At 59.7% G+C, this 16,335-nt stretch carries 15 protein-coding genes; 1 reads left to right on the top strand and 14 read right to left on the bottom strand.

What is annotated here, in order from left to right:
* The first annotated feature begins 84 nt into the window (after positions 1–84).
* Positions 85–726, top strand: coding sequence for a BUD32 family EKC/KEOPS complex subunit (locus ACA055_RS02360; RefSeq protein ID WP_497682191.1), 642 nt, complete (start codon positions 85–87; stop codon positions 724–726).
* A 51-nt stretch (positions 727–777) separates the two neighbouring features.
* Here ACA055_RS02360 and ACA055_RS02355 read toward each other — a convergent pair whose 3' ends face one another.
* From ACA055_RS02355 to waaF, 14 genes are all read right to left on the bottom strand, one after another.
* Positions 778–1,929, bottom strand: a complete 1,152-nt coding sequence (locus ACA055_RS02355) for an O-antigen ligase family protein (protein ID WP_497682190.1) — start codon at positions 1,927–1,929, stop codon at positions 778–780.
* A gap of 4 nt (positions 1,930–1,933) precedes the next feature.
* Positions 1,934–2,701: a glycosyltransferase family 2 protein gene (locus tag ACA055_RS02350; RefSeq protein WP_497682189.1), complete on the bottom strand. Its 768-nt coding sequence runs from the start codon at positions 2,699–2,701 to the stop codon at positions 1,934–1,936.
* Positions 2,702–2,740: 39 nt separating this feature from the next.
* Entirely contained in the window at positions 2,741–3,697 is a 957-nt protein-coding gene (locus ACA055_RS02345) for a glycosyltransferase family protein (protein ID WP_497682188.1), read from the bottom strand.
* The gene (locus ACA055_RS02340; protein ID WP_497682187.1) at positions 3,694–5,124 is read right to left on the bottom strand and encodes a PIG-L deacetylase family protein; all 1,431 of its coding nucleotides are present in this window, start codon (positions 5,122–5,124) and stop codon (positions 3,694–3,696) included. Before ACA055_RS02340 ends, ACA055_RS02345 begins: the two co-directional genes overlap by 4 nt.
* An 8-nt stretch (positions 5,125–5,132) precedes the next feature.
* Positions 5,133–6,029 carry an antimicrobial resistance protein Mig-14 gene (locus tag ACA055_RS02335; RefSeq protein ID WP_497682186.1) on the bottom strand — a complete coding sequence of 299 codons (897 nt, stop codon included), beginning with the start codon at positions 6,027–6,029 and terminating at the stop codon, positions 5,133–5,135.
* Positions 6,029–7,159: a glycosyltransferase gene (locus tag ACA055_RS02330; RefSeq protein ID WP_497682185.1), complete on the bottom strand. Its 1,131-nt coding sequence runs from the start codon at positions 7,157–7,159 to the stop codon at positions 6,029–6,031. The genes ACA055_RS02335 and ACA055_RS02330 overlap by 1 nt, the downstream gene beginning before the upstream one ends.
* Complete coding sequence (locus ACA055_RS02325) at positions 7,143–8,900, bottom strand: carbamoyltransferase family protein (protein ID WP_497682184.1); 1,758 nt, start codon at positions 8,898–8,900, stop codon at positions 7,143–7,145. The genes ACA055_RS02330 and ACA055_RS02325 overlap by 17 nt, the downstream gene beginning before the upstream one ends.
* A gap of 279 nt (positions 8,901–9,179) precedes the next feature.
* Positions 9,180–10,631: a lipopolysaccharide kinase InaA family protein gene (locus tag ACA055_RS02320; RefSeq protein WP_497682183.1), complete on the bottom strand. Its 1,452-nt coding sequence runs from the start codon at positions 10,629–10,631 to the stop codon at positions 9,180–9,182.
* Positions 10,631–11,383: a lipopolysaccharide kinase InaA family protein gene (locus ACA055_RS02315; protein WP_497682182.1), complete on the bottom strand. Its 753-nt coding sequence runs from the start codon at positions 11,381–11,383 to the stop codon at positions 10,631–10,633. Before ACA055_RS02315 ends, ACA055_RS02320 begins: the two co-directional genes overlap by 1 nt.
* Positions 11,380–12,114 carry a lipopolysaccharide kinase InaA family protein gene (locus ACA055_RS02310; protein ID WP_497682181.1) on the bottom strand — a complete coding sequence of 245 codons (735 nt, stop codon included), beginning with the start codon at positions 12,112–12,114 and terminating at the stop codon, positions 11,380–11,382. The genes ACA055_RS02315 and ACA055_RS02310 overlap by 4 nt, the downstream gene beginning before the upstream one ends.
* Complete coding sequence (gene rfaP / locus ACA055_RS02305; protein ID WP_497682180.1) at positions 12,114–12,920, bottom strand: lipopolysaccharide core heptose(I) kinase RfaP; 807 nt, start codon at positions 12,918–12,920, stop codon at positions 12,114–12,116. Before rfaP ends, ACA055_RS02310 begins: the two co-directional genes overlap by 1 nt.
* Entirely contained in the window at positions 12,920–14,041 is a 1,122-nt protein-coding gene (locus tag ACA055_RS02300) for a glycosyltransferase family 4 protein (RefSeq protein WP_223432815.1), read from the bottom strand. Before ACA055_RS02300 ends, rfaP begins: the two co-directional genes overlap by 1 nt.
* Positions 14,041–15,102, bottom strand: coding sequence for a lipopolysaccharide heptosyltransferase I (gene waaC, locus ACA055_RS02295; protein WP_497682179.1), 1,062 nt, complete (start codon positions 15,100–15,102; stop codon positions 14,041–14,043). Before waaC ends, ACA055_RS02300 begins: the two co-directional genes overlap by 1 nt.
* A 1-nt stretch (position 15,103) precedes the next feature.
* Positions 15,104–16,138, bottom strand: a complete 1,035-nt coding sequence (gene waaF, locus ACA055_RS02290) for a lipopolysaccharide heptosyltransferase II (RefSeq protein ID WP_497682178.1) — start codon at positions 16,136–16,138, stop codon at positions 15,104–15,106.
* Between the last annotated feature and the right edge of the window lie 197 nt (positions 16,139–16,335).

Below are 16,335 nucleotides of genomic sequence, written 5' to 3'. Positions count from 1 at the left end.
AGTGTAACACAGGCCATTTTAGTCGCTGAGCTGCGGTAACATGGCCGGCTATCCATGCCTCACGGCGCCTAACCCGGAGTATTGATGCAAGCGCTCGATCACACCCGATATCTCGCCTTGCGCGAGGGAGCACAAGTCCTTGAAGCGGATGGTTCGGGGGACAAGGTTCTGCGGTTGACGGACGGCTCGATACTCAAGCTGTTTCGCCGCAAGCGCCTGCTGACGTCGGCCGCGTGGTACCCATACGCCAAACGTTTTGCCGACAACTGTGATGCGTTGCGTGAACGGCAGATCCCCTGCCCGTCAATTCGTCAGGTCTACCGCATCCCGAGTATCGAGCGTGATGCCGTGCACTACGACCCACTCCCCGGCCAGACCCTGCGTCAGTTGCTGGATACCCAGGTCGATGCCGATCCGCTGCGCGGCCAGCTCGGGGCCTTCATGGCTACCTTGCATGAGCGCGGAATCTATTTCCGCTCAGCGCACCTGGGCAATATCGTGCTCACGCCTGAGCATCAGCTGGGCTTGATCGACATTGCCGATATGCGGGTGTATCGCCGTCCGCTACGCAAGACACTGCGACTGCGCAATTTCAAGCATATGGTGCGCTATCCGCAAGATCGCCAGTGGTTGCTCGACGGCCATGGCGAAGTGTTCATGCAGAATTATGGCCAGACCCAGAGCATCTGTTCTGCGGAAGAACTGAGCACCGCCCTGCAAAAATAATCACGCCATCTTTGCCACCTTCGCCTCCGGGGAGGAGGCGAAGGCCTGGCATTACGCCAGCGCCGGGCGCTGCGCCTTCAGCACGCGGGAGAGGATCATCGCCCCGGGCAGCAACACCAGTGGCCACAACTCGTCAGGGTTGCCAATCAGCAAACTGCCATCGAAGTTCAGCATCACCAGCGCACACGCCAGAAACATGCCCCACGCATCACGCAGGCGCCAGGCCTGCCAAAGGGTGGCCGTCATCAGCGCGAGGAACAACACCAGCGCCACCGCGCCGCTGTACACCCCCAGTGCTACATAAATATTGTGCGGATGCTGGATCGGCATCCAGCCATCGAGCAACTGGGCGGTATGAAAGTCGATGCCACAGCCCACTAGCCAGCCGCAGTTGCGCCACTCGCCGACCATGATCTCAAAGATTTCGATACGGTAAGAGTCGCCTCGAGCCCAGAGGGACTGATACCAGGCTTCGTTGTGCACCATCAAGAACAGCAGGCCCGCGACCACCAGGCTAACCGCCACAGCGCTGCCCACCAGCCGCGGCTTATGGTAGAAACCGTAAAGTAACAAGATGCCCAACAGGAACACGACTCCCACCAATGCCGTGCGCGTCTGCAAAACGAAGACCACCGCAAACACTGACAGAGCGATGGCCAGGCCACCCTCGATCAAGCGTCGCTCCCTGAACCACGTTGGCAACGCCAACGCCAACGCGCAGAGCAGCCATATGCTTGCATAAATGACGTTCTGCAAGCGCCCTTGAAGGAGATCCACCCGCCTGCCGAAGGCGAACTCACCGGTAACCCAGCCGTAGAGCGCACAGCCGAAAATGTACAAAGCCAGGATCCAGAACTGCGTGCGAACGAACGCCGGGCTGCGGAAAAATTGCGGATCGCTGAAGGCGCCGACCACCATGACGAACATCAGCACGTAGAAGACGTGCTTGAAAAACTGCATCTGCCCCGCAATCGTTGCAGGCAACAGAAACCACAGGATGAACGCCAGCCACCACCACATCAGCGGTTGTTTGAGCAGGCCCGCGCCTCGTACCTTGATCAGGAAAAACAGGCCCGGCAATATCATCAGGCCGTAGAACAGATTGTTGGTCCACTTCGAAGACCAGCCCACCACAAAGCTCAACAGGAACAGGCAGAGTACAGCTCCGAAATACGACGAGACGGTGATTTTTCCGGGCTTCATGCCACTAGATTCCATGGAGCACCCAACCTATCGCCAGACCGAGAACAAGAGCCGCTATCAGTTTTATCCGATCGAGACGTTTACGCCGCAATTTGTTGACTCGTTCCTCTGGAACCAACACATGCTCACCGAAGCCGGTGTGCAATACCGCGTCGTTTTCCAGTATCAACGCATAGCGGTTTTCACCGGCATACAAGCGCGACAGGTCCTTCTCTCCAGAAAACGCGGAATACGGCGCATGGATCAGGTAGTCCGCGCGACGACGCAGCCCCGGATTCAACGAAAAACCCTGCCAGTCAGCCTTTTGGGAGCCCAGTATATAAAAAGGAATGCCGTGGCTGACCTTGCGCTCGTTCAGGAACACGTAAGGGCTGTGAACCTTGAGGTCGTGATTGAAGCTGCGCAACCACACCTGCAGTGCCTGAGGATCTTCTTCCAGCAGGCATTGGGACTCTTCGATAAACCCTTCACGGTAGAAATCCCAGTCGTCTTCGCAGTGGAAAATCCACGACGTCTGTACCTGAGCATAGGCGGCATCGATGGAGCGCAACTGCCCCAGGCGCGGTTTATTAATGAAGAACTGTGTATGCGCCCTCCAGTGTTCCGGAATGCAGGCCTCGACGGCACTGTCGCCGGAGTCCTCGGTAATGAACACTTTACGGATGGGAGCCGTGTTGAACCGGTCAAACGTCTCGAGGGTTCGCGTCAACAAATCGAAGCGACCGCAACTGGTGATGACAACCGAAATGTCGCTAGTCTCGCTGAACAGCATTTATTTACACCGCACCAAAGATTATTTAATCGCCTGGCCTCACAGCCCGAGCGACAAGCGTAGTTTCTCTTTCCATCCCAGCGGGACATGCTCGCGCAACGGCGCACGCAGCGCGTCGACAATCGCATGTCCCACAGCCTGGAAGGTGTAACGCCGCTCCACCAGAGCCTGTCCGGCCAATGAAATGGCTTCAGTCAGCTGCGGAGACTCGCGTAACACAGCCAGTTTTTCCCTGAGTTCGTCGCGGGTTCGATAGAGCACGATGTTGTGCATATCGATAAAGCCCAGTGCGCGATTCTCTTCTTCCCCTTGATCGTAGGCAAACAGCACACAACCGCAGGCCATGGCCTCGAAATTCTTGATCATGTATTCGCCCATGCCAACGTCGGCACTCACGAAATAACGGATCCGGCTCAACGTCTCGCAGTATTCCTCACCCGACTTGGTGCGCGTGATCAGCAGGTTCTCGACTTCAGCCACGGACTCGAGCATGGCCTTGCGCCCGGCATACGCGACGCTGTTGAGACTGCCGACGAAACCCAGCTCGATATCGCGCTCGCGCTGACGATTTTGCAACAGCGCCTGATCGTATCCCTTGGGCACGAAATGCGCGTCAAAACCTTCATCACGCAAGCGCTCGCTGACCATGAAACCCGAACTGATCACCCGCGCCCAGGGCAGCTTGCGATAATGGGCGCTGAATTTGCCGGTGTATTTACACGGGATGTAATTCTGGTACGCATCATGTTCAAGAATAACCAGATTGGGTAGGGTCTGTATGAACCTCACCTGTCTGATCTCTTTTTTGAAGCGCAGGAAAAAAACGATCCGGTCATAGCGGGTCACATCGACATGCTTGCGAAAATATCCACGCAAGTCGTTCTGATCCTCACTGGTCAATTCACGCTTGTCGCAGTCGCACTGTTCGGCGATGCCGTCATACAGACGGTCGAGGATAGCTCGCTGCTCTTTCTGCACCAGAAACAGAACTTTCAATTGATCTCTCTCTTTCCAGACAGCTCTTGGACCCAAAACAACTCGTGGCGTCGCACCGTTTTACGGAAGAACTCGTTTTCACCGAAAGCCGGCCAGCGCCGGGCCGCCAGGCAACGTTGTATCACCCGGCGCAGCAGGCGCTTGAGGGGAAGCCGGGGCTGAAGGTCGTGCATCATGCCCAACGACATAGCCTTGTGCCGCTGCTTTTCGGGCGACAAACCAAGCGCCCAGGGCCGTAACGGTTCATCAGCAATCAGCTGTGGCGGCAATGCCACGCCCGTACCGGCATCGCCCATTGGCCAGCGATCGTTGTCGTGCAGGTGGTTGGCGTAGTGCAGTAAGATTTCGGGCTGCCAGGTTGTAAAACTCAGCGCCTGCATCACCGCCTGCTGAGAGCATAGATGGTCTGGATGCGGATCGAAGCGCGGGTGCGGCAAGACAATGACCTGGGGCTGAACACGCTCGATCAGTTCGATCAGGTCAGCGAGCAGATTACCCCAGGTCGGGAGGCCATCGACGTCACTGCCCAGGGCAAACGGATTGAATCGTCGGAAATACCGGGTATCGCCAAGCTGTGCCTCGCGGGACGCCACAGCCTTGCCCGGCGCACTCTGCATGGCGGGCAATTGCAGACAAAAGTAACCCAACTGGATGCAACGCTCCTGAGGCACACCGCCCCACAACGGCACGCTGATACTGTCCCAGGCGCGAAGCGAGCCTTTCAAGCGGGATGATTCGACGCCATCAAGCCCCATCTTCTGATAGTGCTCGGCCTCGATTTCACCGGCGGTAATGGTCACGATCCAGCTTTGCTCGGCGCTGCTGTACAAACCGAATGCTGCCAGTTCGGCATCGTCGGCATGCGGAGCGATGACCATCACTCGCTGGCGACGGTAATCCGGATGTTCAAATGCCCACAACACCGGCTCACCGAGCAATCGACAGAAACGTCCGCGCAGACGCAGCTCACCTTGCGACAGGGCTTGCGCCTGTCCGCTGAGGTTGAGGTAACGCAGACCGTCCACGCCACGCTCGAAGGTTTGTCGGTCCGGGTGATCGCCACCCGACAACTCGACCACGGGATCGATAAAGCGACCCAGCCAGGTACTTTTTACCCGCAGCGCCAATACCAGCGTGGCGTCGTCGACCAGCATCACGCCATCGCCCAAACGTAAATGCTCGCCGTCCAGGCGAACCTTGGGTTGCTGGGTGTATGGCGGAAAACTGTACTGGTAATCGTCTTTCGGGGAATAAAACAAATGGTCGGCGAACCAGGCCTCATGGGCAATCCAGCCCAGCACCGCGAGTACCGGCGGCAACCACCAGGCCACCAGCACGCCGCTGGCGATCAACAGCACCAGTGCGATCAATAGACCGATGCGTTTGTTGCGCCTATGGCGCTTGAGCAATTGCTGTTTGCGGCTCATGGGCTGACTCATACGGTGAACACCGGTACGGGATTGCACCAGCGATCCTTGTATTCACGGTCCGCACGACCGAAGGAAAAGCGCAACGGTTTGTCCAGCGCCCGGGCATGCTCCCAGGCGCTTTGGGTATTGAGAAAGCTCAACACACTACCGGGACTGAATTCGCGGGTTTCGGGATCGACGCCGCCATTGATGTACTCGACGCTGATCCACTGCGGTGTCTCGACGCGGTACACCAGCTGTATCGCGATGGGCGCGTCGTTGAGAAAAATCACCGAGCCGATCAGCAAATCACGCAGCAGCTCGATCACCTCAGCCATGCGTTCGGCGCCCGTCGCCGGGAAGCCCCAGCGGCGCTGGAAAAGATCACAATAAATCGCCGCCAGCTCACGACTGGAAAACTCGGCAACCGGCCGCACGACACCGCCCGCTTCTTCCAGCAAACGCAATTCGCGGCGCTGGTTGTAGCGAAACTTCTTCGACAGTTCTTCAGGAGTACGGGCCATGGCCAGTTGTTCAGCCTGCAACTTGATGCCGGTGAAGCGGCCTTCATTCAGCGCTGACAGATAGCGTCCACGGTGACGCAGGGGGACTTGGGCATCGGCAGCGGCGGGCAAAATGATCTCGGCATTGCCAAGGTCGAAGAGCCCCTTTTTACCGCGGCGCTTGAGCACATCCTTGGACAGGGCGAGGTCGCGACCCCAGGTCGGAATCGCTGCCTTGACTTCACCGCTTTGCTCCCAGGCCAGGTAGCGCACCGGGATGTCGGCCAACTGCGCCAGCCGTTCGATCACCATGGGATGAGTTGCGACACTGCCGCCATAGCGTTGCCACGCATCGGCATAGGTCGAGGCGTCGACTACCGCCCAGCCACGTTCGCGCCAGCCTTGAAATCGGTTGAGCATCAACCCCTCGGCACCAGTTCGGTAACGTGTGGCAAACGCCAGAAAGCATCGCGCACCGCACGGTCGGAAAAACGTTCACGCAAACGGTCGAGCATCAACTCGGCACACTGACGACGTTGCTGCTCGTCCATCGCGGCCAGATGTTGCAGCCCTTGGGCCAAACGCTCGGCATCGCCCAACGGGAACAGAATGCCCACGCCTTCGACCACTTCCTTCGCTCCGCCACACGCCGTGACGAGCAGCGGCACACCGGCGGCCATGGCCTCCAGCAGCACCATGCCGAACGGTTCGTGATCGGAACTCAGGGCAAATACATCGAAAGCACGGAAATAGCGCCGCGCCTCAGGCACCTGGCCGAGAAACAGCACACGATCGCCGATACCCAATTCACGCGCCTGGGCCTTGAGGTCCTGCTCCAGCCGACCGCTGCCGAGAATCACCAGCTGGCTGTTAGTCGGCAAACCCGGTAGCGCGGCGGCGAAACCTTCCAGCAGCGTGGCCTGATCCTTGTCCGGATGCAGCCGCCCGACATTACCGACCACCCAGGCATCCATCGACAAGCCGAGGATTTCCCGGGCTTCGCGCACCGACACCTGGCTATCCTCCAGGGTTTGCACATCGATACGGTTATAGAGCGTCTGAATCCGCGCAGCCGGCCATTTCGGCAGGCAACTGCGCATATCGTCGCGCACGGCATCGGAGACCCCGAGCAGGCTCAGGCGCTTGCGGAAGAAATTCGCGAACAGTTTGCGTGTGCCACGTTTGTAATCGTCAAAAGCATGATGCACGCCAATCACCGGCAACGACGTGCCGAGCAAGGCGATGTAGATCGGCTTGAAGCGATGAGCAATACAGAAGCTGAAATTGCGCGAGGCGGCGATCTTGCGCAGATCGCTGATGGCACCCAGCTTCAGGCCACGAATGGCCTTGGAGCTGTATTCCATGAACAGCACTTCATCGGAAGCGCAGCTCGCGGCGACTTCGGCGTCGGCGGCCCCGGTCAGAAACACCGTGGTCACGCGATAGCCGGTCCCCGCGAACAGGCTGGCGTACTGCCGGGCGCAGTCCAGAAACGGCCCGTCATAGCCGTGACAGAACTGCAGCACATGGCGTTCAGCCGAGCGTGTCATATGCGTCCGCGCCCTCTTTGACCACCAGGATGTCTTCCATGATCAGATACTGTAGATCGGAACCGAAGAACATGTTCAGGGCATCCGTCGGCGAGCAGATCATCGGTTCGCCACGACGGTTGAGCGAGGTGTTCAGCGACACACCGTTGCCGGTCAGCACTTCCAGCGCCTTCATCATGTCGTAGTAGCGCGGGTTGTATTCGCGCTTGAGCACCTGGGCCCGGGACGTGCCGTCTTCATGGACGACTTCCGGTACGCGGGTCTTCCATTCTTCCGCCACTTCAAAAGTGAACGTCATGAACGGCGCAGGGTGATCGATCTTGATCATCTGCGGTGCAACAGTGTCGAGCATCGACGGGCAGAAAGGCCTCCAGCGCTCGCGGAACTTGATCTGGTGGTTGATGCGGTCAGCCACGCCGACGGCGCTCGGGCAACCGATGATCGAACGACCACCCAAGGCACGCGGACCGAACTCCATGCGACCCTGGAACCAAGCCACCGGATTGCCATCGACCATGATCTTGGCGATGTTCTCCGGCATGTTCTCAAGCTTGCGCCAGGCAGGCTTGCTCGGGTGACGGGCGCACGCAGCGACCACGTCTTCGTTGCTGTAGGACGGGCCGAGGTAGACGTGTTCCATCTTCTCGACCGGCACGCCACGGGCGTGAGACACATAAGCCGCCGCGCCGACCGCGGTGCCGGCATCGCCAGACGCAGGCTGGACGAACAGCTCTTTAACATCATCGCGAGCGATGATTTTCTGGTTCAGCTTGACGTTCAACGCACAGCCGCCGGCGTAAGCCAGCTTGCCGGTTTCCTTGAGCACATCGCCCAGGTAGTGATCGATCATCTGCAACGCCAGTTTCTCGAACAGCGCTTGCATGCTCGCGGCGTAATGGATGTACGGCTCGTCGGCGATGTCGCCTTCGCGCTTGGGACCCAGCCACTCGATCAGCTTCGGCGAGAAGTAGAAACCCTTGCCCTTCTCTTTGTAACGACGCAGGCCGATGACGTTGGCGTAGTCGGTGTTGATCACCAGCTCGCCGTTCTCGAACGAGGCCAGGCGCGAGAAATCGTATTTAGTGGCATCGCCGTACGGCGCCATGCCCATGACCTTGAACTCACCGTCGAGCATCTCGAAACCGAGGAACTCGGTGATCGCGCCATACAGGCCGCCGAGGGAGTCCGGATCGAAGAATTCCTTGATCTTGTGGATCTTGCCGTTTTCGCCGTAACCGAAGAAGGTCGTGGCGTACTCGCCCTTGCCGTCGATCCCCAGGATCGCGGTTTTCTCTTTGAAACCGGAGCAGTGGTAAGCGCTGGAGGCGTGGGCCAGATGGTGCTCGACCGGTTCGATCTTGATTTTCTTCGGATCGAAACCCAGTTGCTCGAGGCACCAGACAATCTTGTTGCGGTAGCGCTTGTAGCGACGGTTGCCCATCAGGATCGCGTCAAGTGCGCGGTCCGGGGCGTACCAATAACGCTTGGCGTACTGCCAGCGAGCCTTGCCGAACAGGCTGATCGGGGCGAACGGGATCGCAACGACGTCAACGTCGGACGGCTTGATGCCTGCCTGTTCGAGGCAGAACTTCGCCGATTCGTAAGGCATGCGGTTCTTTGCGTGTTTATCGCGCACAAAGCGCTCTTCTTCAGCCGCCGCGACCAGCTTGCCGTCGATGTACAGGGCTGCGGAAGGATCATGGCTAAGGGCGCCGGACAGGCCAAGAATCGTCAATGCCACAGGGGTCTAGCCTCTTTAGTCTGCATGCAGGCGCAAGGCGCCTCAAATATGAATGTGCCTTCGCAAGGGGCGCGAGGCAGCTAAAGGGCGGGATTATAGCGTAAACATGACGGGAATGACCCAGCGCTATTTGCCGCGCCTCAATCCCCTGGAAGACCGAGGCGCCAGCTTCGCGAGCAAGCCCGCTCCCACAGTGGATCTGCTGTGAACACGACATGTGTGTTCGGCACAGATTCAGTGTGGGAGCGGGCTTGCTCGCGAAAGGACCGAAGGTCCGATTCAGGCAGCGCTGGAGATGTTTTTGGGCAGACGCTGATCAATGACTTGATAGAGGGCACTGCTTTCCGGCCAATTGCGCATGAACCGTGCGCGATCCCGTGCATAGGCCGGGGCGAAGCTGCTCAACGAGCCGTGCTGGCACATAGAATCCAGATCGATCAGCGCCCAGCGATCCTGTTGCCAGAACAGATTGTGGCCCTTGAAATCACCATGACTGATCCGTTCGCTAATCAGCTCGGCAAACAAATGGTCCAGCGCCAGCAGCTCAGCCTCGGGCGCATTGCCGCTCTCAACGTAGGGAGCAAAGCGCTCGATGATGTCCGGCCCCGACAGATGCTCGGTGATCAAGTAAGCCCGACTGCGCAGCCAGAAAAAACGCTTCTCCAGCAACGCCAGCGGCTTGGGCGTGGCGATCCCGAGGAACGCCAGGCGATTGCCTTCGCGCCAGGAATGCCAGGCACGACTTGGACGCCAGAAGCGTTTGAGCCAGTGGGCAAAACCTTTGATGTTGTAGCGTTTGATCACCAGCGTGCGGCCATTCACGTCAACCTTGCCAACGCTCGCCGCACCGCCAGTCTTGTATAGATGCCCCTGATCAAGCAAAGCGTCGGCCTGTTCCAGCACCGGCAGCATTGCCGCCTCTTCCTCGCGGCGGATGGCGCGCAAGCCGAACGCCCCGCGCTGGACGCTGAACAGCGTGCATTCGCGGCCAACCTTGATCAGGAAATCCTTGAGACGCCAACTGCGGACCTTATCGATCTGCTTCTGTAATGCTTCCATGGGCAAGGCATGTTCGCCGTTGCTCAGCAGGTAATACAACAGCAATTCTTCGGTAAACGGTTCCAGTGATTTGGGCAACTGGGCAAAAAACACGCCGAGGTTTTCCAGCACTTTCTGTCGCGACAGCGGCTGGCCCGGCGTTTCGACACGAATCCCAGCACCATCAATCAAGTACAGCCGACCGCCCTGACGCAGCAGGTTGTCCAGGTGCAGGTCTTCCTGCCACAGGCCTTTGCGGTGCATTTGACCAATCGCCCCAAGGGCATCGGCCAATACCGCCGATTGCTCATCGGTCAGCACCGGCAAGTGTTCGACCTGTTTCCAGGCATCCCCGAGGCTCTCGGCGCCTTCAAGAAAATCGAACAACAGCCAACCGCCCTCGCCGTCCTTGAGGCCGTCGGCCAACAATTGCGGCGTGGTCAGGCCTTCGGCGGCCAGCAGACGCACGCCCTCCAGCTCCCGCTGAAAATGCCGCGCCGCCTTGCTGCCGACCAACAACTTGGCCAGCACCGGCCGACCGCGCCAGACACCGGCCCCGACATACCGCTGCCCGGGCAACACCCGCAGCAGACTCAGTAACTGCAACTCGGCAGGCCCGGCGGCATCGGCCAGGGAAATGTTCAGCGGCAGGCTCGGGCTGCGCCCCGCCTGTTTTAGCTCGGACAAACGCATCAGCGCGTCTCCTTGTGACTACGCCGCGCGGTCAGTCGCGCAAGCCAGCTGTCGATCAACGAACTGTCGTGAGTTTGATCCAGATAGGCGGCCAAAAACTCGCGCAACTGCAATTCGCTCCACTCTGGAGCCCGGCGCAGCAACGGCTCCAGATCCTTGACCCGATCTCGCTGACCGAACAATAACGTTCGGGTCTTTTCCAAGTCGATCAGCTGGGCTTGGTAGCCGTCGCCTGTGGCCTGGAGAAAGATGTGTTTGGGATAAAAACAACCGTGAAGTTGACGCGCGCGGTGCAGGCGTCTGGCCAGTTGCCCACAGGCCCGCAGAATCGCCGAGTGCTGAGTCGCGCTCAGGTCGGACCAGCGTTGCAACAGTGAATCCAGGTCATCCCAACCGTCCAGGGCACGGGTCAGCAGAATCGCCCGGACTTCGCCGTCGACCTTGCGCTCACCGAAGAACACCGCTTTCAGCGCCGGAATGCCGAGCTTTTCATAGCGACTGATATTGCGAAACTCGCGAGCAAAGCTCGGCTCGCCAAAGGGCGCATGCAAAGTGCGCATCTGGTAATTGCTCTGGCGCTTGAGGTAGTAGCCATGACCTTCCAGATCCAGTCGAAACACGCTGCTCCAGCCACCGCGAAGGGTGTTGGGCTCGTCCACGGCATCGAGCTGCCGGGCCCAGAGTGCGTCGAAGGTGCCGAGACCATGGCGCTCAAGCAGCGCACGGTCTTCAGCGGCCAGGAAATCAGTCATTCGCGTCCCTCGAAAAATCTCACCACGTGCCGGATCCGTTTTTTATCGGCTGCATTGAGCCGGGTCTGTTGGCGGTATTGCAGGTAGAAACGCAGGCGCTGGGTGGCCGACAGTTGATACTTGGCCACCTTGTCCAGGCACGCCAGGTCCTTGGTGATGCGGTACTTGAGCCAGAAGCCGCGCCAGAAATCACCGTTGGGACAGTCGATCAGAAACAGCCGCGCCTGATCGTCGATCAACAGGTTGCGCCACTTCAAATCATTATGGGTGAAGCGGTTTTCGTGCATCGTTCGGGTGTAGTCGGCCAACTGTCGGCTGATCGTGTCGACCCAGGCGCGGTCCGACAGCTTCGGATCATGCCGTTCGGCCAGGGCGGACAAGTCTTCGGTATTGGGCAGCTCACGGGTGATCATCGCCCCACGATCGTAAGCCGCGCCGCGCCGCTCCAAGCCCCAGGCCACCACCTCGGCAGTCGGAATGCCCCACTTGGCGAAGCGCTTGAGGTTCTGCCACTCGGCTTTCACCCGGGGCTTGCCCAGGTAACGACGCAAGCCTTTGCCCGCGCCCACGTAGCGTTTGACGTAATAGTTGACGCCATTGCGCTGGACGCGGATGACCTCGGACAACGGGTCTCGAGTCAGGCGCTCACCCTCGAGCGCAAACACCGCCTCAAGGCTGCCGAAATCTTCTGCCAGATCGCTGTACGCAGGTTCCAGTCTCCAACCCGGCATCAGAGCGCATCCCCGTATCGCTGTTTACGGTCGTAGAGTTTGTTGGCCTTGCCTTCGAGCCAGGCGAGCAGCGCCGCTTCCTCCGCCAGAATCTGGCGCAGCGGCTGTTGGAAGTAGTCTTTGAGGAAGCGCAGTTTGTCGCGTTGCGTCAAACCGATGTCCAGGGCCGAAAAGTACAGCGCCGCCAGATCCTTGTTGCGCCAGCGCTGGGTGATCGCCGGGCGGGTCTGGGCGCGGTGCAGGTCGATCACCGAGAGCTTGAAGTCATCGGCGGTCACCGGTTTGTCGGTGTGCAGCAGGAAGTGGCAGATGTAGCAGTCGCGGTGGTTGACCCCGGCGCGATGCATCATGCCGGTCATGCGTGCGACTTCGGCGATCAGCGCACGCTTGAGCGTTGGCTCGGGCGGATTCTTGACCCAGTCGATGCTGAAATCTTCGAGGCTGACCGTAGGGGCCAGCTCTTCAGTGACGATGAACGAATGCTGGTCCGCCGGGTTGCTGCCTTTTTCGCCGTACGCGACGGCGGTCATGGTCGGCACACCGACTTCTTGCAGGCGCTGAATGGCCTTCCACTCCTGCCCAGCCCCCAGCACCGGCAACTTGGCAGTGAGCAGATTCTTGAAGATTTCGCCCCAGCCGATGCCACGGTGGATTTTCACGAAAAACCCGTTGCCGTTCACTTCGGTACGCAGGGTCCGGCGCGCTTCAAGCTCGCGGTACACCTCGCCCTGAAGGCCCTCGACTTCAGCGAACGGGTCGCGTCCGGCCCAGAGGCTCTTGAACGGTTCAGCCAGCATCAACTTCATTAAGCGTGCTCCGCCAGAATCACATCGGCCGCGTGTTGCGGCATGCTATAGAGGTCGGCCGTCTCGGCGAAGGCCAGACCGTTGCGGCTCCAGGCCGCCCGTGCTTGAGCGTCGTTCAACATACCGGTCAGGTACTGCGTCAGCTGTGCCTGATCGAAAGGCTCGTCCAGCACCAGACCGGCGTCGGCCTCGGCGATGTAATGGGCGTAGCCACAAACCGCACTCACCAAGACCGGCAACCCGGCCACCAGGGCTTCGAGCAACACGGTTCCGGTGTTTTCGTTATACGCCGGGTGGATCAACAGATCTGCACCGAGCAGGAAGCGCGGGATATCGCTGCGACCCTTGAGGAACGTCACGTTGTCGCCGAGCCCCAATGTGGCGCTCTGCATCTGGAATAATTTGGGGTCGTCCTGGCCGATTACAAACAGCCGGGTGCGTTTTTTCAGATCGGCGGGCAAAGCGGCCAGCGCCTTGAGGCTGCGATCCACGCCCTTGGTCTTGAACCCGGAACCGATCTGCACCAGCAATAAATCATCGTCTTTCAGATTGAACTCGCGGCGGAATTCGGCACGAATTTCAGCGGCATTGGCTGGCGCGCGACGATCCTGAGAGATGCCCGGTGGCAGCAAGTGGAAACGTTCCAGTGGCGTGTCGTAATGCTTGATGAACAGCGGCTGCTGGACTTCGGAAATCATCAACACTTCGGTCTTGGCATCCTTGGCGAACACGGCGCGCTCGTACTCGGCGAAGTGCCGGTAGCGGCCCCAGCGACGGTACAGGGAATTGCGCAGGTTCTGCGCCTTGTCTTCGAAGCAGCCGTCGGCGGCGTAGTAGACGTCCAGGCCCGGCATCTTGTTGAAACCGATCAATCGGTCCACGGGACGCTTGGCCAGATCGGCTTCCATCCACTCGCTGAGTTTCTCGTTGCGCCGATGGTTGAAGAACGCCTTGACCGGCGCCACCAGCACTTCGAACCCCGGTGGAATGTCGCCTTCCCAGATCAGTGTGTAGACGCGAATCTGGTGGCCGCGCTGCTGACATTCCAGGGCGATGCGCATGAAATCGCGCTGCAAGCCGCCAAAGGGAAAGTATTTGTACAGGACGAATGCCAATTGCATCAGCGCAGCTCCTCAGCCAGTAACAACGTGCTCAGTCGGCTGGCGACACGCTCGGGGTTCAGACGCGTGAAGCACAGGGGCCACTCGCGTTTCAGGTCGAACCGACGGGCATCTTCGGCCGTCGGTTGATAGGTGCATTTCTTTTGCAGGCATGGCGCGCAAGGGAAGTCGCTGGCCATGTGAATCTGTGATTTACCATAGGCACCGGTCAGGCCCGGGTTAGTCGGACCGAACAGCGACAACGTCGGCACATCCAGTGCAGCGGCCAGATGACCGAGACCGGTGTCCACCGCCACACAGGCTTGCGCCCCGGCCAGCACTTTGCCGACACCCGCCAGGTTCAACTTGGGCAGCACTTCGACGTGCTTCATGTCTTTGGCGATGCGCTCGGCCCGGGCCTTTTCGGCCGGATTTCCCCATGCCAGTTTCACTCCGACACCGAGATAGCCGACACGCTCGGCCAGCTCGCGCCAGTAGGCCTCGGGCCAGTGTTTGGTGTCCCAGGTGGTGCCGTGCAGGAACACCACGTAAGGATTTTTGCGCGGCAGTTCCACCAGTCGCTCGACGTTAAGACCGTAGTCGCCCAAGCCTTTAGGCAAGTCATAACCCAGGGCCACGGCGAACAGCTGACGCACCCGCTCCACCGCGTGTTGCCCACGGGCCACGGCCAGACGTCGGGAATAGAAGTGTGCGGCGATCGGTTCGCGCGCCGAGTTTTTATCCAGGCCGGCCACCGGCGCTTTGGCATAACGCGTCAGCAACGCGCTTTTCAGCAGGCCCTGGGCGTCGATCACCAGGTCGTACTTGGTCGCGCGAATGCTTTGCTTGAAGCGCTTCCACTCGCCACTCTTGATGGTCTGCCAGATGTTTTTGCGCCAGCGACGGATCGCCACCGGAATCACCTTGCCCACGGCCGGGTGCCAGGTCGGGATTTCGGCGAAACCTTCTTCCACCACCCAGTCGAACGTGATGCCGGGGATCGCCCGCGCCGCGTCGGTCAGCGCCGGCAACGCGTGAATCACGTCGCCCAGCGAAGAAGTCTTGATCAGCAGAACCCGCAAACTATTTGACCTCGACCACAGTGCCCTGCAACCGCTGCAAGGCTTCGTTCACCGCTTGCGGCATGAGCTGGCGCAGGCAGTTGTAATGACCGAAGCGGCACGTGCGGTCGAAGCACGGACTGCATTCGATGCCCAGGCGCACGATCTCGACGTGTTCGGCCAGCGGTGGGGTGAAGCCCGGCGAGGTCGAGCCGTAGACCGCCACCAAAGGGCGGTTCAGCGCTGCGGCAACGTGCATCAGGCCGGAGTCGTTGGACACCACCGAGTCGGCGCAGGACATCAGATCGATCGCCTCGGCCAGGGACGTGCCGCCGCTGAGATTGACCGACTCTTCACGCAAGCCGGGAATCAGCCGCGAACGAATGTCTTCGCCAACCGCGTGATCGTTTTTCGAACCGAACAACCAGACCTGCCAGCCTTCACGAATCTTCGCTTCGGCAACCTTGGCGTAATGCTCGGACGGCCAGCGCTTGGACTCGCCGAACTCAGCGCCGGGGCACAGCGCCAACACCGGACGGTCGAGGGCCAGGCCGAACTTGCTCAGTGCCGCTTCGCGGGTCACCGGGTCGATCTGCAGGCTCGGCCGTGGATAAGGTTTCGGCAGCTCAACACCAGGCTCGTAGGCCAGGGCCATGAAGCGCTCGATCATCAGCGGGTAACGTTCTTTATCCAGCGTGCGCACGTCATTGAGCAAGCCGTAGCGAAACTCGCCACGCCAGCCGGTGCGTTTCGGGATACCGGCGAAGAACGGCACCAGTGCCGACTTCAGGGAATTGGGCAACAGGATCGCCTGGTCGTACTGGCCAGCCAGGGACTTGCCGATGCGCCGACGGGTCGCCAGTTCCAGGACGCCGTGGCCGAGCGGAAAGCTCAAGGCCTGGCGTACTTCGGGCATGCGCTCAAGAATCGGCCGGCTCCATTCGGGAGCCAGCACGTCGATTTCGCATTGCGGGTGGCGTTGTTTCAGACACTGAAAAAGTGTCTGCGCCATCACCATGTCACCGACCCAACTGGGCCCAACGATCAGAATTTTCATGTGGTTTCCATAAACGAACCGGGGAGGCATATGCCTCCCCGCCTCGAGAATCACTGCAAAAGCCTGCTTGCTCGCGATGGGATCATCACCTTCAACATGACTGTCGACTGTCACTCCGCTATCGCGGGCAAGCCCGCTCTTACATTGGGTATTGGTGCCTCAATCTGCAAGACAGCGCAAATCTACAGTGGGAGCGG

The organism is Pseudomonas sp. LBUM1657 (genome assembly GCF_059716075.1).
The sequence above is the reverse complement of the archived record's forward strand: the minus strand, read 5'-3'. Positions and strand labels throughout refer to the sequence as shown.